Origin of the sequence: Streptomyces sp. NPDC059142 (genome assembly GCF_042755665.1) — a bacterium.
In the GTDB taxonomy this organism is placed as follows: Bacteria; Actinomycetota; Actinomycetes; order Streptomycetales; family Streptomycetaceae; genus Streptomyces.
On the sequence record NZ_JBHZDA010000026.1, the window covers coordinates 1 to 18,144 of the forward strand.

Annotated in this window: 16 protein-coding genes; 10 read left to right on the top strand and 6 right to left on the bottom strand. The window is 73.1% G+C overall.

What is annotated here, in order from left to right:
• The first annotated feature begins 143 nt into the window (after positions 1–143).
• From ACFXPK_RS12715 to ACFXPK_RS12730, 4 genes are all read left to right on the top strand, one after another.
• Positions 144–551, top strand: coding sequence for a rodlin (locus ACFXPK_RS12715; protein ID WP_385007885.1), 408 nt, complete (start codon positions 144–146; stop codon positions 549–551).
• Positions 552–577: 26 nt separating this feature from the next.
• Positions 578–985: a rodlin gene (locus ACFXPK_RS12720; protein WP_385007886.1), complete on the top strand. Its 408-nt coding sequence runs from the start codon at positions 578–580 to the stop codon at positions 983–985.
• 238 nt (positions 986–1,223) lie between these two features.
• A complete protein-coding gene (locus ACFXPK_RS12725; RefSeq protein WP_385074587.1) occupies positions 1,224–1,889 on the top strand; it encodes a TetR/AcrR family transcriptional regulator in 666 nt (221 codons plus the stop codon).
• Positions 1,886–3,004 carry a DUF3533 domain-containing protein gene (locus ACFXPK_RS12730; RefSeq protein ID WP_385074590.1) on the top strand — a complete coding sequence of 373 codons (1,119 nt, stop codon included), beginning with the start codon at positions 1,886–1,888 and terminating at the stop codon, positions 3,002–3,004. The genes ACFXPK_RS12725 and ACFXPK_RS12730 overlap by 4 nt, the downstream gene beginning before the upstream one ends.
• Here ACFXPK_RS12730 and ACFXPK_RS12735 read toward each other — a convergent pair.
• The 4 genes from ACFXPK_RS12735 to ACFXPK_RS12750 form a co-directional block, all read right to left on the bottom strand.
• Positions 2,986–4,608 (bottom strand): alpha-L-fucosidase, encoded by a 1,623-nt coding sequence (locus tag ACFXPK_RS12735; protein ID WP_385074593.1) that lies wholly within the window; start codon positions 4,606–4,608, stop codon positions 2,986–2,988. The two genes, ACFXPK_RS12730 and ACFXPK_RS12735, sit on opposite strands and share 19 nt — an antisense overlap.
• Complete coding sequence (locus tag ACFXPK_RS12740; RefSeq protein ID WP_385074596.1) at positions 4,605–6,509, bottom strand: family 20 glycosylhydrolase; 1,905 nt, start codon at positions 6,507–6,509, stop codon at positions 4,605–4,607. The genes ACFXPK_RS12735 and ACFXPK_RS12740 overlap by 4 nt, the downstream gene beginning before the upstream one ends.
• Before the next feature lie 124 nt (positions 6,510–6,633).
• Positions 6,634–7,644: a hypothetical protein gene (locus ACFXPK_RS12745; protein ID WP_385074599.1), complete on the bottom strand. Its 1,011-nt coding sequence runs from the start codon at positions 7,642–7,644 to the stop codon at positions 6,634–6,636.
• A complete protein-coding gene (locus ACFXPK_RS12750; protein WP_384994500.1) occupies positions 7,641–8,033 on the bottom strand; it encodes a PadR family transcriptional regulator in 393 nt (130 codons plus the stop codon). The genes ACFXPK_RS12745 and ACFXPK_RS12750 overlap by 4 nt, the downstream gene beginning before the upstream one ends.
• Positions 8,034–8,194: 161 nt before the next feature.
• On the opposite strand from ACFXPK_RS12750, the gene ACFXPK_RS12755 reads away from it, so the two are divergent.
• Positions 8,195–8,998 (top strand): exodeoxyribonuclease III, encoded by an 804-nt coding sequence (locus ACFXPK_RS12755; protein ID WP_385074603.1) that lies wholly within the window; start codon positions 8,195–8,197, stop codon positions 8,996–8,998.
• Between the two features lie 29 nt (positions 8,999–9,027).
• Here the strand turns inward: ACFXPK_RS12755 and ACFXPK_RS12760 are convergent, their stop codons facing one another.
• Entirely contained in the window at positions 9,028–9,669 is a 642-nt protein-coding gene (locus tag ACFXPK_RS12760; protein WP_385074606.1) for a MerR family transcriptional regulator, read from the bottom strand.
• A gap of 147 nt (positions 9,670–9,816) precedes the next feature.
• On the opposite strand from ACFXPK_RS12760, the gene ACFXPK_RS12765 reads away from it, so the two are divergent.
• From ACFXPK_RS12765 to ACFXPK_RS12780, 4 genes are all read left to right on the top strand, one after another.
• The gene (locus ACFXPK_RS12765; protein ID WP_385074609.1) at positions 9,817–11,364 is read left to right on the top strand and encodes a flavin-containing monooxygenase; all 1,548 of its coding nucleotides are present in this window, start codon (positions 9,817–9,819) and stop codon (positions 11,362–11,364) included.
• Entirely contained in the window at positions 11,361–12,263 is a 903-nt protein-coding gene (locus ACFXPK_RS12770) for an alpha/beta fold hydrolase (protein WP_385074611.1), read from the top strand. Before ACFXPK_RS12765 ends, ACFXPK_RS12770 begins: the two co-directional genes overlap by 4 nt.
• Positions 12,264–12,316: 53 nt before the next feature.
• Positions 12,317–13,234, top strand: coding sequence for an SDR family oxidoreductase (locus ACFXPK_RS12775; protein WP_385074683.1), 918 nt, complete (start codon positions 12,317–12,319; stop codon positions 13,232–13,234).
• Positions 13,235–13,337: 103 nt separating this feature from the next.
• Positions 13,338–13,526, top strand: a complete 189-nt coding sequence (locus ACFXPK_RS12780) for a hypothetical protein (RefSeq protein WP_384994512.1) — start codon at positions 13,338–13,340, stop codon at positions 13,524–13,526.
• 123 nt (positions 13,527–13,649) lie between these two features.
• Here ACFXPK_RS12780 and ACFXPK_RS12785 read toward each other — a convergent pair whose 3' ends face one another.
• The gene (locus tag ACFXPK_RS12785; protein ID WP_385074614.1) at positions 13,650–17,240 is read right to left on the bottom strand and encodes a S41 family peptidase; all 3,591 of its coding nucleotides are present in this window, start codon (positions 17,238–17,240) and stop codon (positions 13,650–13,652) included.
• 199 nt (positions 17,241–17,439) lie between these two features.
• Between ACFXPK_RS12785 and ACFXPK_RS12790 the strand changes: the two genes are divergently transcribed.
• Positions 17,440–18,012: a TetR/AcrR family transcriptional regulator gene (locus ACFXPK_RS12790; protein WP_384994517.1), complete on the top strand. Its 573-nt coding sequence runs from the start codon at positions 17,440–17,442 to the stop codon at positions 18,010–18,012.
• Positions 18,013–18,144: the final 132 nt, after the last annotated feature.

Consider the following 18,144-nt stretch of genomic DNA (forward strand, 5'->3'; position numbering starts at 1 on the left):
CCGCTGTTCTCCGCGGCGGCCCGGCCTTTTTATCTGCCGGTGCGGTACTCCATTAGAGGGAACCGCAGAAACTAATCCCCCCGTAAGCAGTTGAACATAATGGATTCCACCGGTGGAGTCCGACTTTCCGGAAAGGCATTTAAATGAAGAAGCTGTGGGCAACCGCCGCTGTAGCCGCGTCCCTCGTGGGCGCGACGGCCGCCATGGCGTCGCCGGCGCTGGCCATCGCCGATGACGGTGGTACGACCTCCTTCAGCGGCAACGGCGCCGAGCAGTCCTTCGGCAACGCGGTGACCAAGGGCGACCTGAGCCCCCAGCTCGGTCTGGTCCAGGGTTCGCTGAACAAGCCCTGTGTCGGCCTGCCGCTCAAGGCCAACGTCGGCTCGCTGGTCGGTCTCGTCACGGTCGCCGTCCAGGACGTCAACGTGCTGTCCTCCCCGCAGAACCAGCAGTGTGTCGAGAACTCGACGCAGGCCAAGGGCGACGAGCCGCTCTCGCACATCCTGGACGACATCCCGGTCCTGTCCGGGAATGGCGTCGGCAACCACTGAACCCGCTTTCCGGAAAGGTATTCACCATGAAGAAGCTGTGGGCAACCGCTGCTGTAGCCGCGTCCCTCGTCGGTGCGACGGCCGCCATGGCGTCGCCGGCGCTGGCCATCGCCGATGACGGTGGTACGACCTCGTTCAGCGGCAACGGCGCGAGCAGCTCGTTCGGCAACGCCGTGACCAAGGGCGACCTGAGCCCCCAGGCCGGTCTGATCCAGGGCACGCTGAACAAGCCCTGCATCGGTCTGCCGGTCAAGGCGAACGTCGGCTCGCTGATCGGCGCCGTGCCGATCGCGGTCCAGGACATCAACGTCCTGTCCTCGCCGCAGAACCAGCAGTGCACGGAGAACTCCACCCAGGCCAAGGGTGACGAGCCGCTGTCGCACATCCTGGACGACATCCCGGTCCTGTCCGGGAACGGCGTCGGCAACCACTGACGCTCCCACGGAGGCGCGGGGGGGGGGGGGGGACGGCGCGGCCCCCCCGCGCGCCCCAGCCGCCGGCCCCGGGGGCGGGGGCGCGGGGAGGGCCCGCCGGCGGGCCCGGCGCCTCCGGCATGCGTGGGGCGGGAGGGCCCACTTTGCATACACGGCGTATCGGATACATGATGTATCCGTTGGACCGGGGCGGACCGCCGCGGACCGGCCCGCCGGAGCGCGAGAAAGGGCCCCTTCCATGCCGAAGTCACCGACCAGACGCCGTCCCCGTACGGTCGCCTCCCTGACCGACAGCGCGCTGGCCCTCTTCACCGAGCACGGCTTCCACGCCACCTCGATCAGCGACATCGTCGAGCGCGCCGGGCTCACCCGGGGCGCCTTCTACTCCAACTACCGGGACAAGGACGAGCTGTTCCTCGCGCTGTACGACGCGCACGCCGACCGGCTGCTGGCCGGGCTGCGGGACGAGGCGGCCCGGCTGGACCCCGGCGAGGACCTGGTCGACGGGCTGCTCGCGTACACGGCGGACCGCGCCGCCCAAGAGCGGCAGTGGTTCCTCGTCTCCATGGAGTTCACGCTGCACGCGGCCCGTACCCCCGCCGTGGCCGAACTGCTCGCCGTGCACGAGGAACGCCTGGTCCAGGGCGTGGCCGGGATGATCACGGAGACGCTGGCCAGGACCGGGCTGCGCCCCACGATCGACCCCGCCGACGGCGCCCGGCTGCTGATCGCCCTGTTCAAGGGCATCAGCGCCCTGGAGCCCGTCCAGGGGCCGCGGAAGATCGGGGGCGCCGAGGGGCTGTCGCGGCGGATCGCCCCGTACCTCGTCCGCGCGCTGACCACGGCGGCCGACCCCGGGGCCACCCCCCACCCGAACGACGACGAAGGAACCCCCGAGCGATGAGCACCGAGCTGTCCGAACCCTCCGAACCGTCCATATCCACCGGCTCCGGCGCACCGTCGCGCGGGTTCACCGCCGAGCTGCGGGACGCGCTCAGCGCGCGCGGGCTGCTGCTCGTCGCGGGCGGGCTGGTGCTCCAGCTCGCGTTCATCCTGTCGTACATCGGGGCCTTCCACGCGCCCACCCCGCACCGGATCCCGCTCGCCGTCGTGGCGCCGGAGCAGGTCTCCGCGCAGACGGTCGACCGGCTGAACGGGCTGGACGGCGACCCCCTCGCGGCCCGTGCCGTCGGGGACGAGGCCGCCGGGCGGGCGCTGATCCACGACCGCACCGTCGACGCCGTGCTCCTGGTGAACCCGAAGGGGACCGAGGACACGCTGCTGGTGGCGTCCGCGGGCGGGCCCGCCGTCTCCTCCGCGGTCACCCAGATCATCGAGCGGGCCGACGCGGCCCAGGACCGTACGGTCACGACCGACGACATCCTGCCGCCCGCGGCGGGCGACGGGCGGGGGCTCTCCTCGTTCTACCTGGCCATCGGCTGGATCGTGGGCGGCTATCTCGCCGCGGCCATCCTCGGCGTCGCCTCCGGGTCCCGGCCGGCCAATCTGCACCGTACGCTCATCAGGCTGGGCGTCCTCGCCGTGTACGCGGTGGTCTCCGGGCTGGGCGGCGCCCTGATCGCGGGGCCCGTGCTCGGTGCGCTGAGCGGCCACTTCGCGGAGCTGTGGGCGATCGGCGCGCTGACCGTCTTCGCCGCCGCCGCGACCACCGTCGCCCTCCAGATCCTGCTGGGCGTCGTCGGGATCGGGGTGACGATCCTGGTCTTCGTCGTCCTGGGCAACCCGAGCGCGGGCGGCGCGTTCCCCAACGCGCTGCTGCCGCCGTTCTGGCGGGCCATCGGCGACTACATCCCCACCGGCGCGGGCACCACCGCCGCACGCAACACCATCTACTTCGGCGGTAACGCGCTCGCGGGACCGCTGTGGGTGCTGGCCCTCTACGCGGCGGCCGGCAGCGGTGTCGCCGTGCTCGCCTCGGCCCGTCACCGGCGCGGTGGGACCACGCCGGTGACGGAGACCGGAACGGAGGTACGGGAGCCTCAGACCGCGGAGCGGTAGAGGCCGAACTCCGCGACCCGGGCCGGGCGGCGGGAGCCGAGGATCCGCAGCCGCCAGCGCCGGGCGGTGACCGGGGCGGGCAGCAGCAGGACACGGCTCGCGCCGACCGTCCCGGTACGGGCGACCTCCGTCCAGCCGGACGCCGACTCGGCCTCGACCACGGCCCGTTCGATCTGCTGGCCGTGGCGGATGTCCTCGGCCAGCCGGATCCGGTCGACGGCCGTCGGGGCGCCCAGCTCCAGGGTGAGCGTCCCGGCGGAGGGCGCCGGGGCGATCCACGAGGTGTCGGGGTCGCCGTCGACCGCCAGGGCGGGATCGCGGCCGTCGCCCCGGGCGCGGGCGCCCCGGGCCAGGTCCGCGGGGAGTTCGCGCCGTACCCGCTCGGCGAAGGCGGCCAGGGCGGCGACGTCCGCCGGGTCGAGGCGGCCGTTCCGGTCGGGCGGGACGTTGAGCAGCAGGACGGCGTTCCGGCCGACCGACCGGAAGTAGAGGTCGGTGAGCTGCTGGGCGGTCTTGGGGCGCTCCTCCGGGTGGAAGAACCAGCCGGGCCGGATCGACACATCGCACTCGGCGGGCCACCACTGGAGGAAGTCGGTGTCCGGCTGGGCCCGGACGAGGGCGTCGCGCCCGCCCTGGTCGGGGGTGTCGTAGGAGAGGGCGAAGTCGGTACGGCCGTTGGGCGTCGCTTTGACGGGGACGGTGCTCCACTCGTTCTCGCGGGCGGAGCCGCCCTCGTTGCCGACCCAGCGGACATCGGGTCCGGAGACGGCGATGGCCGCCTGCGGGGCGAGGGTCCGGATCAGCGTGTACCAGCTGTCCCAGTCGTAGACCTCGACGTGCTCGGGCGGGATACGGCCCTGGGCGCCGTCGAACCAGACCTCGTCGATCGGACCGTACCCGGTGAGCACCTCGTGGAGCTGGTCGAGCATGTAGGCGCCGTAGTCGGTGGCGGGCAGCCGCAGCGCGGGCGGGCCGCCCCGTTCCGCGCGGTCGTCGCCGTCGACCGGGGTGGGGACGGTACGGAGGGTGCGGGCGCTGCCGTTGGCGTAGACGCCGTGCAGGTACTGGTTCTCGTCGGCGGGGGAGATGTAGACGCCGACCTTGAGGCCGTGGGCGCGCATCGAGTCGGCGAACGCGCGCAGGACGTCGCCGCGGCCCCCTTCCCAGGTGGAGGAGGCGACGCTGTGGCGGGTGTGGCGGGAGGGGAAGAGGACGAATCCGTCGTGGTGCTTGACGGTGAGGATGGCGAGGGTGAAGCCGCCGTCGCGCAGGGCGCGCGCCCACTGGTCGGTGTCCAGACCGGTGGGCCGGAAGACATCGGGGTCCTCGTCGCCCGTCCCCCATTCGAGGCCGGTGAAGGTGTTCACCCCGAAGTGCAGGAACGCGGTCCGCTCCAGCCGCTGCCAGGCGATCTGGCGCTCCGTCGGGCGCAGCCCCGCGGCCTTCGCCACGAGCTGGTCGGGGGTGTCGTCCGGGTGGACGGGGACGCGGGCCGCGGTGTCGTCCGCGCCGGGGCGGGGCGGGTGCGCGGAGGCGTACGAGGGGAGGGACACGGCGGTGAGCGCTCCGAGCCCGGCGACGAAGGGGCGTCTTCCGAGGGTCATGAGCGGTCTCCCCGCTGCGGGCCCGCGGCCGGGGCGGTGAGGGTCCAGACGGTGGGCGGGCGCTGGTCGGGCGGGTACTGGAGCCACCGTCCTTCGTCGGTGAGCACCACGGACATCCGGGTGATCGCCTGGGTGAGGTGGAACCCGCCCGGGACCGGGGTCAGTTGCCAGCGCTGGAGGGTGTTGGCGGCGGAGCAGCTCTCCTGGGTGACCGGACTGCCGGGCTCCAGCGGGGTGTTGAGGGTCAGCCTGCCGCTCCTGGTCTCCGCGCACCGTCCGGTGGCCGGGTCGGTGAGGGTGACGTAGCCGTCGGCGGTCCGGGTGATCCGCCGCTGGACGGCCGGACGTTCACCGTCCGCCTCGCGCAGGGTGTACGTGCCGTCGGGCAGCGGCGGCCGGGTGAGATCGGTACGGCCCGGCGCGTGGCCCACGGTGGTGGCGCGGGCGGTGAACTCCGCGTAGGACGGGTCGGGGCGGGGGGTTCCCCAGGTGGTCTGGGCGATGTAGCGCAGGGGTGCGAACAGGCCCGCGGCCACCTCGTTCTCCGTCTCGCCCCGGCCGTTGTCGGGCCAGAGGCTGATCTTCGCGCCGGTGATCCCGGCGGCGGAGGCGACCTTCTCGCCCTCGAAGCTGCGGGGGTCCCAGCCCTGCGCGTACAGGGAGGCGGTGTCCATGTGGAAGCCGCCGCGGATGAGGTAGAGGGAGTACGAGGCGTTCATGACCCGGTATCCCTGGGCGAGGAGGTCGCTGGGCCTGGTCCTGACGTTCAGCCAGTGTTCGACGGTGGTGCCCGCGGCGACGGGGACGGTGTGGTCGCCGGTCAGCCCGTCGTTCCAGATCCGCAGCCGCTTGCCGCGGTCCGCCGCGTGGGCCTGGACACGGTTGACGAAGTCGATGAACGCGTCCTGCGGGGTGGCGTCCGGGCCGTACCGCCCGCGCGCGTACTCCAGGATGTGCGGGTACTTCGCGAAGTCGGAGCCGAGCATGTACTCGTCCGCGCCCATGTGCCAGACGGGCGCGGTGAAGACCTCGGCGTACTCGTCCATCAGGTCGGTGTAGTAGGAGAAGGCGGCCGGGCTGGTGACGTCGAGGCGCGAGGGCTGGGGCGTGCCGTCGGAGTCGGTGAGCTGGAGGTCGGGCCGCCGCTCGATCCACGGGTCCATGTGGCCGGGGGAGTTGATCTCCGGGACGATGGTGATGTGGTAGCGGTCGCCGAGGGCGACGAGCCGCCGTATCTCGTCCTTGGTGTAGTAGCCCCAGGAGTTGGCCTCCGGGTGGCGGTCGCTCTTCACCTTCAGCTCCAGCAGGAGCTGGTTGAGCTTCAGGTACGCCATGTCGCGGACCAGGTTCTCCAGCCACGCCGGGGTGATGTGGATGTAGCAGGCGCAGACGCCGACGCCCCGCTCCGGGTACGCGGGGACGTCGACGGTGCGGCCGGCGGGTATGCGGTCGGCCGTGGCGAGGAGCTGGAGGAGGGTGCGGGTGCCGTAGAAGGCGCCGGCCTCGGTGGCTCCGGTGATCCGGATCCGGTCGGTGACCTGGAGTTCGTACCCCTCGGCCTGGAGTGTCCCGCGCCGCGCGGGGTCGGTCGCGATGCTGATGTCGCCGGGGCGGCCGGCGCCCCGTACGGCGGCGACGGGGACGGTGCCCCGGCCCGCCACGCGGAGGTCCTGGGCGAGGGTGCCGGCGGTGCGGCGGGCGGCGGTGTCGGCCGGGGGGACGACCAGGCGGGTGGCGCCGGTGAAGGCGAACCCACCGGGCTGCGCTGTCCAGTTGGTGAGGGCGGGCACGGTACGGGGCGCGGGGGCCGCGGCGCGGTCGGGGGCCGTGGCGGTCGCGGTGGGCGCGACCCCGGTGACCAGCAGCAGTGCGGCCATGATGATCCCGGCGAGGCGGGCCATCCCTCGGATCTCTGATGGGGCGGATGTTGCTCTGGCGCGGTGGAGCATGGATACAGCACCTCCTGAGGAATCAGGTCATCCGATGTGTACCCGTCCACGGCCGATGATGCTCCCGCGTTCTTCCTCAGGAGGACGGCTTGTCCGGCACCGTCTTCGCGATCCAGAGCAGCGCGACGCCGACGACCCCCGCGGTGTTGACCCAGAACAGCCAGTCGAGCGAGCCCTGGTAGAGGCGTACCGCCCAACCGGCGGTGAGCAGGGTGCACATGACCGGCAGCCACCAGCCGGTCCGCGACCACCGGCTACGGGGGCCCGCGTGCTCGGCCAGGCCGAGCGCGTACACCTCCACGGGGCCGAACTCCTCCGCCGGGGAACTTCCGCTCGCGGCCAGGTGGGCACGGGCCTCGGCGGTCAGTTCGGCGGCGCGGCGGGCGGGCAGTTGGTGGCGTCCCCGCAGCAGCGCTTCGAGCCGGCGCAGCCACTGCTCGGGGTCGGCCGGGTCGCCGGGCCCGTCCTGCGCCGCGACGCGGCGGTCCCGCTCGCGCCCGAGGCGTACGGTCAGGGCGTGCAGCGCCCCGCAGACCGGGATCAGCGCCAGGGTCGGGAAGCGGGTGATCCGGTCGTCCGGCAGCGAGAGGAAGGCGAGCGCCGAGGCGACGACGAGGACGGCGGCGCCGCCCAGGGCGACGGCGGCGGCCCGTATCCGACCGTCGGCGTGGAGTTCCCTTCCGTACCAGGCCAGTTGGACCACTACGGCCATCAGCGCGACCCCGCACAGGGCCGACACCGTCAGGTCGAACCAGAGGCCGTGGTGGACGAGGGCGAAGACGGTGAAGACCGCCAGCAGCCCGGTGACCGTGACCAGGCCCGCGGACCGGAACTCCGAGGGCGTGCGGAACGCCCGGTCGCGGCGCGCCCGTTCCTCGGCCGGCACCCGGTCGTGGGCCGCCTCGGCGGCGAAGGTGTCCGGCGGTCCGAACGCCTCCTCGGGGTGGCGGCCGGTCTCCGCGCAGTGCGCGGCGACCTCGTCCAGCACCTCGGTGACGGCGGCGCGGTCCATGCCCGGCTCGCCGGCCAGCCGGTACTCCAGCCGCCGCGTCCACTGCTCGGCGGTCCTGCTGTACGTCCCGGTCATCGCTCCTCCTGTGTCGTTCGGTCCGGTACATGTGCCTCGGGGGGCGGCCCGGGCGTCTCGGTCAGCAGCCCGTCCATGAGCACCGAGAAGCGCGCCCATCCGGCCCGCTGCTCATTGAGCCGCTCCCGGCCCGCCGGGGTGAGCGCGTACACCTTCCGGCCGGGGCCGCCCTCGCCGGGCTCCCAGTGCGCGGTCGCCACGCCGTCGCGCTCCATCCGGCCCAGGACCGGGTAGAGCGCGGCGCCCTTGACCTGGCCGAAGCCGTGCCGGTCCAGCCGCTGGGCCAGTGCGTAGCCGTGGCCTTCGCCCTCGGCGAGTACGGCGGCGAGGGCGAGTTCGAGGGCGCCGCGCAGCCAGCCCGCCCGCCAGTCCACCGGTGTGCCCGGCATGTGGCCTCCCTGTCGTGCGTGGATCGAGTCATACGACTGTCGAGTAGATGGAAAACTCGACTAGTTCGAATTCAGACTAGCAGGAGGTGTGGGAGTCCTCCAGGGGGCGGCCGGATAGGCTGCCCGTCTGTTCTGTGCGACGTGCGACGGAAGATGATGTTTTGTACACCGTGACCAGCGTGAACGTGAATGGGCTCCGCGCCGCCGCGAAGAAGGGCTTCGTGGAGTGGCTGGCGGACACCTCCGCCGATGTGGTCTGCCTCCAGGAGGTGCGGGCCGAGCCGCAGCAGCTCCCCGACGCCGTACGGGCGCCCGAGGGCTGGCATGTCCTGCACGCCCCCGCGAGCGCCAAGGGCCGGGCGGGCGTCTCGCTCTACGCGCGCCGCGAGCCGGAGGCCACCCGGATCGGGTTCGGCGCCGAGGAGTTCGAGGCGAGCGGGCGGTACGCGGAGATCGACCTGCCCGGGGTCACCGTCGCGAGCCTCTATCTGCCCTCGGGCGAGGTCGGCACGGAGCGGCAGGACGAGAAGATCCGCTTCATGGACGCGTTCCTGCCGTACCTGGAGGAGCTGCGCCGGCGCGCGGCGGCCGACGGGCGCGAGGTTGTCGTCTGCGGCGACTGGAACATCGCCCACCAGGAGGCCGACCTCAAGAACTGGAAGGCCAACCGCAAGTCCTCCGGCTTCCTCCCCGAGGAGCGCGCCTGGCTGACCCGGGTCTTCGAGGAGCCGGGCCCCGGGTACGTCGATGTCGTACGCGCCCTGCACCCGGACCAGGACGGCCCGTACTCGTGGTGGTCCTACCGCGGCCGGGCCTTCGACAACGACGCGGGGTGGCGCATCGACTACCAGATCGCGACGCCGGGGCTGGCGGCGCGCGCGGTGAAGGCGTATGTGGAGCGCGCCGCCTCGCACGAGGAGCGGTGGAGCGACCACGCGCCCGTGACGGCGGTGTACGACCTGTAGGGCCGCCCGTCGTGGGCCGTCCCGCCGTGTCAGGTGGCCGGCGGTCCCGGGTGGAGGCGGCGGTCGAGCGCCATGGAGAACTCCGCCTCCACCACGCTCCGGGCCAGCGGCCGGAGTTTCGCCGGGTCCGCCGCGGGGGCGTGGGTGTCGAGCGTCGCCGCGAACAGCTCGGCCAGCGCGTCCGCGTGGGCGCGGACCCGGCGGGCCGTCTCCAGGACGGTGGCGAGCGGGACGCCCTCGCGGACCAGGGACGAGGAGACGTCCAGCAGACGGCGGCTGATGTGGACTATCTCGTCGCCGTCGGTGGCGAGGTAGCCGAGTTCCAGCGCCGTGGCCAGGTTCTCCGGGGTGACCTCGTCCTCGAAGTAGTCGGCCAGCTCCTCCGGGGAGAGCCGTACGGGCGTCTCCTCCGTCGGCTCGCCGAGTCCCAGAACCTCGCCGACGTCGCGCCCGCTCTCGAAGGCGGTGGCGAGGTCCGCGATGCCGGTGAGGGTGTGGCCGCGCTCCAGCAGGGCCGCGACGGTACGGAGCCGGGCCAGGTGGTGGTCGTCGTACCAGGCGATCCTGCCCTCGCGCCGGGGTGGCGGCAGGAGCCCGCGTTCGCGGTAGAAGCGCACGGTGCGCACGGTGATGCCCGCGGCGCGGGCCAGCTCCTCCACGCGGTATTCCATGGCGGGCAGCCTATGACCTACCGCCGGTAACTTGTTTCGGTCGGCCCCCTACCCATGAGTAGCCCGCTGCTCTACCCTCACCACCATGCCAGTGATTGCTGGCGTGATGCGTGTGCGCGGGGGATACGGCTGGGAGAGGTGGTCAGGATGGTCACGGACCTGCGTGAACGCCGGCAGGTGCGGGTGGCGGTCGTCGGATCCGGTTTCGGCGGACTCGGTGCCGCCGTCCGGCTGCGCCGGGAGGGCATCACCGACTTCGTCGTCCTGGAGCGCGCCGACACCGTCGGCGGAACCTGGCGGGACAACAGCTACCCGGGGTGCGCCTGCGACGTACCCTCGCACCTCTACTCGTTCTCCTTCGCGCCCAACCCCGACTGGCCGCGCACCTTCTCCGGCCAGCGCCACATCAGGGCGTACCTGGAACACGTCGCCGACACCTTCGGGCTCCGGCCCCATCTGCGGCTCGGCCACGAGGTGCGGCTGATGCGCTGGGACGCCGACGCCGCGCACTGGGAGATCGAGACCTCGCAGGGGGTCTTCACCGCCGAGGTCGTCGTCTCCGCGACCGGGGCGCTCTCCGACCCCAGGATCCCCGAGATCCCCGGGCTCGACGGCTTCCCCGGCAAGGTCTTCCACTCGGCGCGCTGGGACCACGGCTACGACCTGCGCGGCCGGCGCGTCGCCGTGGTCGGCACCGGCGCCTCCGCGATCCAGATCGTGCCCGCGATCCAGCCCGAGGTGGCGAGACTGACGCTCTTCCAGCGGACCCCGCCGTGGGTGATGCCCCGCGTCGACCGGGCGATCTCCGGCGCCGAACGCGCGCTGCACCGCGCCCTACCCTTCACCGGCGCCGTACGCCGTCAGATGCTCTGGGGCATCAGGGAGTTGCAGGTCCAGGCGTTCACCAAGCGGCCGAACGAACTCGGGCTCGTCGAGTCGCTGGCCAAGGCCAACATCGCACGGGCGATCAAGGATCCGGCGCTCCGGGCCAGGCTGACGCCCTCGTACCGCATCGGCTGCAAGCGCATCCTGCTCTCCAGTACCTACTACCCGGCGCTCGCCCGCCCCAACGTGGACCTCGTCGCCTCCGGGCTGGCCGAGGTGCGCGGCTCCACGCTCGTCGCCGCCGACGGTACGGAGACGGAGGCGGACGCCGTCGTCTTCGGGACCGGCTTCCACGTCACCGACATGCCGATCGCCGAGCGGGTGGTGGGCGAGCACGGCATCACGCTCGCCGAGTCGTGGAAGGACGGCATGGCCTCGCTGCGCGGCGCGACCGCCGTCGGCTTCCCCAACTGGATGACGATCGTCGGCCCCAACACCGGCCTCGGCAACTCCTCGATGATCCTGATGATCGAGGCCCAGCTCTCCTATCTCGCCGACTATCTGCGGCAGTTGGACGGTCTGGGCGGGCGCGGCGGCACCGGCCGGGCCGTTCTCACCCCGCGCCCCGCCGCCGTGGACGCCTGGAACCGGCGGGTGCAGGAGCGCATGCGGCGCACCGTGTGGAACACCGGCGGCTGTACGAGCTGGTACCTGGACGCCGGGGGCCGCAACACCACCATCTGGCCCGGCACCACGGGGGAGTTCCGGCGCGCCACCCGCCGGGTCGACCTCGCCGAGTACGAGGTGGGCCGCGCCGGGGTGCCCGGACAGCGGACCGCGACGACGAGGAAGAAGGAGACCGCGCGATGACACGGCCGCCCAGAGAGCGCGAACTGACCGCCGTCTCCGCCGACGGCACCCGGCTGCACGTCGAGGTCCACGGCGAGCCCGGCCGCCCGGCCGTCGTCCTCATACACGGCTGGGCCTGCTCCGTCCGCTTCTGGTCCGCGCAGCTCGCGGAGCTGGCCACCGACCACCGGGTGATCGTCTACGACCAGCGCGGACACGGCCGTTCCGCGGTGCCCGACCCCGCCCGCTCCGCCGGATACGGCACCGACGCCCTCGCCGACGACCTGGAGGCCGTACTCCGCCTCACCCTCGCGCCGGGTGAGCGCGCGGTGCTCGCCGGGCACTCCATGGGCGGGATGACGCTGATGGCCGCCGCCCGCAGACCCGCCTTCCAGGAGCACGCCGCCGCCGTCCTGCTGTGCAGTACGGGCAGCTCCCGGCTGGTCGCGGACTCCCGGGTGGTGCCGCTGCGCGCCGGGCCCGTACGCACCCGGATCACGGCGGCCCTGCTCGCCTCCTCCCTGCCGCTGGGGCCCGTCACGCTGCTCTCGAAGAGACTGCTGCGGTACGGGACGATGGGCGCGGGCGCCGCGCCCGCCCGGGTCGCGGAGTGCGCCCGGGTCGTGCACGCCTGCCCGCGTGTGGTCAGGGCCGCCTGGGCGAAGGTGCTCGGCACGCTCGATCTCGACGCCGAGGTGCGGGAGTTGCGCGTCCCCGCCGCCGTGCTCACCGGTGCGGACGACCGGCTCACCCCGCCCGTCCGCTCCCGCGCGCTCGCCGCGACGCTGCCCCGCTGCACCGGGCTCACCGTGCTCACCGGGGTCGGCCACATGACACCCGTGGAGGCGCCGGAGGCCGTCACCGCCTCGATACGCGCGCTGGTCACCACGTACCCCGGCACGAAGGAGGACGCCGCATGAGGGACGACAGGGAGCACGAGGACGACAGGGCGTACGGGGACGGCGGGGACGGCGTGCGGGCGGGCCGGCTCGACGGGCGGGTCGCCGTCGTCACCGGCGCGGCGCGCGGCGTCGGGGAGCTCCTCGCCCGCAAGCTCTCCGCACGCGGCGCCAAGCTGGTCCTCGTCGGCCTGGAGGCGGACGGACTGAAGGCCGTCGCGGGCCGGCTGCACACCGAGTGCGGCCACTGGTACGCCGATGTCACCGACGAGGCGGCCATGGCCCGTGTCGCCGCCGAGGCCGTCGAACGGTTCGGGAGGGTCGACATCGTCGTCGCCAACGCGGGCGTGGCGACCGGCGGCTTTGTCGACGGCTCCGATCCGGCCGCGTGGCGGCGGGTGATCGAGGTGAACCTGATCGGCTCCGCCGTGACCGCCCGCGCCTTCCTGCCCGCGCTCAAGCGCAGCCGCGGCTACTTCCTCCAGATCGCCTCGCTCGCCGCGATCACCCCGGCGCCGATGATGAGCGCGTACTGCGCCTCCAAGTCCGGCGCCGAGGCGTTTGCGCACTGCCTGCGCGCCGAGGTCGCCCACCAGGGGGTGGGGGTGGGCGTCGGCTATCTGTCCTGGACGGACACCGACATGGTGCGCGGCGCCGACCGGGACGACGTACTGCGCGAGCTGCGGCAGCGGCTGCCCTGGCCCGCGAACCGCACGTATCCGCTCGGACCGGCCGTGGACCGGCTCGTCGTTGGGATAGAGCGGCGCGCGCCGCATGTGTACGCGCAGTGGTGGCTGCGCGGGACCCAGGCCGTACGGGGCTGGATCCCCGGGGTGATCGCCACGGCGGGCGCGCGCGAGATGCGGCGCCTCGCACCACGCCTCGCGCCCGGCGCGGCAGGGGCCGGATACGGGCTGGTGGGCGCGGGCGGGGCGGCGGACGAAGCGGCCCGCGGCGGCGCCGGAACCCGGGCCGGTACGGAGCGTAACTGATCGAAATGCGCTGAATGTCGGCCCGTGTCAGGCTGGTCGAGGCCCCACTCAGGGTGCCTTCACACAGCCCTTCCGGCTCTCAGCCCTCAGGAGTTGACCTTTCATGGGTATCGCCGACCAGTTCAAGGACAAGGCACAGAAGCTCGCGGACCAGGCGAAGGAGAAGGAGCGCGCGGGCGACCGGGACGACGCGTCCGGCCGCGCCTCCGACGCCAAGGACCGCATGGGCGACCAGGCGAAGGACAGGACGCAGAGCGCCCGCGACGAGATGGACGACCACTTCGACTCCTGAACGTGGGGCCGTACGGTCGTACGTTCGTCACGAGGAGGCGCACCCGGTCCGCCGGGTGCGCCTCCTCCGCCGTGGCCGCCCGTGCGCGGCGCCTCCCGCAGGCGGGACTCCGGAACGACGCGTCTAGCGCGGCGGGAGCTTCGGGCGGCGCAGGTCCGGGACCGCCCCGTACCCCGGCGGGGCCGACGCGGGCTGTCCGGCCAGCAGGTCCAGCGCCACCCACACCGCGTCGTCGAGCTGCGCGTGCCGCCCCTCCGCCCAGTCCAGCGGGGTGCGCAGCGCCTCGATGTCCGGCTCCACGCCGCGGTTCTCGACGGACCAGCCGTACGCGTCGAACCAGGCGGCGTTCATCGGCACCGTGATCACCGTCCCGTCGCAGAGCCGGTGCCGGCCCGTCATCCCGACGACCCCGCCCCAGGTGCGCTGGCCGACCACGGGCCCCAGACCGAGCAGCCGGAACGCCGCCGTGATCATGTCGCCGTCGGAGGCCGTCGCCTCGTCGGCGAGCGCGACGACCGGACCGCGCGGCGCGTTCGAGGCGTACGAGACGGGCTGCGCGTCGCGGGTCAGGTCCCAGCCGATGATCCGGCGGCTGAGCTTCTCCACGACGAGTTCGCTGATGTGGCCGCCCGCGTTGCCCCGTACGTCCACGATCAGCGCGGGCCGGGAGACCTCCAGGCGCAGGTCCCGGTTGAACTGCGCCCAGCCGGAGCCGCCCATGTCGGGGATGTGCAGGTAGCCGCACTTGCCGCCGCTGATCTCCCGTACGACCTCGCGGCGTTTGGCCACCCAGTCCTGGTAGCGCAGCGGCCGTTCGTCGATCAGCGGGACGACCGCGACCCGGCGGGGCCGGCTCTCGTGGACGGCGGGGGAGCCCTCGCGCTCGGCGGGCCGGAAGGTCAGCTCGACCGTGGTGCCCCCGGCGGCGGCGAGCAGCGGGTACGGGCCGGCCACCGGGTCGACGGGGCGGCCGTCCACATGGGTGAGGACGGCGCCCTCGCGGATCCCCGTACCGGCCAGCGGGGAACGGGCCTTGGAGTCCGAGGAGTCACCGGGCAGGATCCGCTTGATCATCCAATCCCCGTCCCGGCGCACGAGGTTGGCGCCGAGCAGACCCATGGGTCGCTGGTAGTGCGGCGGCCCCTCGTCGCGGCGGGCGGGGGAGACGTACGCGTGGGAGGTGCCCAGTTCGCCCAGGACCTCACGGAGCAGATCGGCGAACTCGTCGGGGGAGGCGACCCGTTCGACCAGCGGGCGGTACTGGTCGAGCACCCCGTCCCAGTCGATGCCGCACATCCCCGGCTCCCAGAAGAACGCCCGGATGATGCGGCCCGCCTCCGCGTACGCCTGGCGCCACTCCGCCTCCGGGTCGACGTCGTGCAGGATCCGGCGCGGATCGAGGAAGACGGTCGAGTCGAGGTCGCCCAGCTCGGTCGCGGGTACGGCCCGCAGCTCGCCGTCGTCCACGACGACGAGGCGGGTGCCGTCGCCGCTCGGCGCGAACCAGTCGAGATGCGGGACGAGTTCGCTCTTGCGGGCGCGGGCGATGTCGAAGTGTTCGAGGGTGGGGCGCCCCGACATGTCGGAGGGGTTGGCGAAGGTCTCCCCGAGCGCCCCGGAGATCGGCCAGCGCAGCCAGACCAGTCCGCCGCCGCTGACCGGGTGCAGGGCCGAGTACTTGGACGCGGTGACGGGGAACGGGGTCACCCGGTCCGCCAGCCCCTCGACCTCGACGGTCACCGCGACGGCCCCGTCGATCCCGCCCACCAGCGCCCCGCCGGCCGGATCGAGCCCGCCGGCCGCCGGCCTGCCGTCCGGGGAGAGCGCGAAGGGGGAGGGCGTCGCGGAGGAGAGGGGGACGAGGTACGGGCGGCAGCCCAGCGGGAAGGACAGGTCGCCGGTGTGGACGTCGTACACCGGGTCGAAGCCGCGCCAGGAGAGGAAGGCGAGGTAGCGGCCGTCGCTGGTGAAGACCGGATTCTCGTCCTCGAAGCGGCCGTTGGTGACGTCGACGACGGTACGGGCGAAGCTCCCGGCGATCTTGGCGAGCTTGATCTGCCGGAGCGAACGGCCGATCCCGGGGTGGGACCAGGTGAGCCAGCCGCCGTCGGGGGAGAAGGCCAGGTCGGTGACGGGACCGTTGATGGAGCGGATCAGTTCGGTGACCCCGTCGGAGTCGGGGGCGGGGTCGGGGGCGGGGCCCGCGTCGGAGTCGGGGCTGGAGTCGGGGCCTGGGTCCGGGTCGGTCCCGGTCCCGGGCCCGGTGCTCTCCGTGCTCCCGGCGGCGTCCGTGGCCTCCGCGGTCCCGGTCCCGGCGCCGCTCCCTTCACCCTCGCCTTCGCCCTCGCCTTCGGTGGCCGGTGGCCCGGCTTCCTCCGCCGGGGTCGGTGGCGTACCGGCCTCCGTCCCCTCCTCCTCGTCCGTCACATCGACCAGCAGCAGCCTGCCGTCGTGCGCGGCGACCGCGATGGTGGTGCCGTCCGGGTCGGCCACCATGTCCAGGACCCGACCGAGGCGCCCGGAGGCCAGCCGGCGCGGCGGGCGGTCGCCGGTGGCCCGGGGGAGGTAGGCGATCTCGATCGCGTCCTCGCCGTCCGCGTCCGTCACGTACGCGACCTGGCCGCCGCTGCCGAGCATCACCGGGTTGCGGACCCGTACCCCCGGCGTGTCCGCGATGGTGCGGGCCGGGCCGTCGCGGTGGGTGAGCCAGTACAGGCTGCCGCGTACCGAGACCGCGCTCGCCCGGCCCGTCAGATCCACGGAGATGCCGTCGATGTGGCGGGAGGCCGGGACCTGGTAGCCGCGCCGGCCCGCGCGCGGACCGCCCAGCCGTACGTCGAGCCTGCGCGGCACCGAGTCCGGCGTCAGCGCGTCCACCAGCCAGAGGTCGCCCGCGCACTGGTAGACGACCCGGCGCCCGTCGGAGGAGGCGTGGCGGGCGTAGAAGGAGTCGTGGTCGGTGTGGCGGGTGAGGTCCGTGCCGTCGGGGAGGCAGGAGTAGAGATTGCCGACGCCCTCGTGGTCGGAGAGGAACGCGATACGTCCGCCGACGAACATCGGGCAGTCGAGGTGGCCGCCCAGATCCGGCAGCAGCCGCTGCCCGTGCAGCCAGAGCCGGCCCATGGCGCCGCCCCGGTACCGCTTCCAGGCGGCGGGTTCGTGCGGCGGCTTCCCGGTGAGCAGGAGCGTACGGCGCTCTCCGGCGTCCGGCCGCGCCCCGGTGGCGGCCCCCGGCGTGGTCTCGGTGACCGGCAGGTCCGTGATCGCGATGTCCGTCACCGGACCCCAGGGCAGTGCCCCGCCCGGCGAGCCGTCCGTGGGCAGGCTGTACGCCCAGGCGAAGTACGAGAACGGCTGGCCGTGCGAGGAGACGGCCAGGATCTGCGACTCACCGTCCTTGTCCGGCGGCGTCCAGCCGCAGACACGTGTGTCGGTCGCGCCCCAGTAGGTGAGCCGGCGCGCGGGCCCGCCCTCCACCGGGGCGAGATGGATCTCGGGATCGAGGCTGCGCCAGTTCGTGTAGGCGATGTGCCGGCCGTCCGGCGAGAAGCGGGGATGGCCGATCCGGGTACGGTCGACGGTCACCCGCCATGCGCGCTCCGGCCCGTGTCCGGGTGGCGTGAGGGGGGCGACCCAGAGGTCGTCCTCCGCCACGAAGCACAGCGAGTCGTCGTGAAGGTGCGGGAAGCGAAGGTACGCGGTCTCGTCACTCACCCCCCAATGCTGCCCTTTTGGTCCGCTCTTCGCCTCCGGGACGGCACGTTTCCCCGGGTCCCTCCGGAGGCGGCGGGCGAGCGGCACGCGGACGACGCCGGGCGGCGTGGCCCAGGCCACAAAGAAAACTCTTCCGTTTCGCTCAGCCCCGGCCTACATTCGTACTGTACGAAACCGTTTCGTTCGATGGAGGTCGATCGTGGCACGCAGCAGACTCACGCCGGAGCGGGAGTCCGAGCTGTACAACGCCGTGCTCGATCTTCTGCGCGAGGTCGGTTATGACGCCCTCACCATGGACGCCATCGCCACCCGCACCCGCTCCAGCAAAGCCACCCTCTACCGCCAGTGGGGGAGCAAGCCGGAGCTGGTCGCCCGTGCGATGCGGTGCGCGAAGCCGCATCACGCCGGGCAGGTCGACACCGGTTCGCTGCGCGGGGACTTCCTCGCGATCGCCGCGTTGACCGAGGAACACAAGATGGAAGAGGACGCCGCGCTGATGCGGGCCCTGTTCTATGCCGTCCACAACAACCCGGACCTTCTCCAGGCGTTGCGGGAAGTGCTCATCGATCCCGAGATCGAGGCCTTCCGCGCCATGCTGCGACGCGCCGTGGACCGGGGGGAGATCGCCGAGGACAACGCGGCGGTGCCCTACCTCGTCCACATGCTCGTCGGCGCCTTCGTCGCGCGGCAGCTCATCGAGGGTCTGCCGCCCGATCCGGCCTTCCTCCAGTCGTACCTCGATTCCGTGGTCTTCCCCGCCCTCGGTATCTGACCCGGCCGGCCCCTCCCCGTCACACCCGTCACACCCGTCCTGCCCGTCGCTCCACAGCACGCACCGATCCCACAGCACCCGCAGCACCTGACGCGTATCCGCTCTTCGCCGTCGGGACGGCTCCCCATGCCC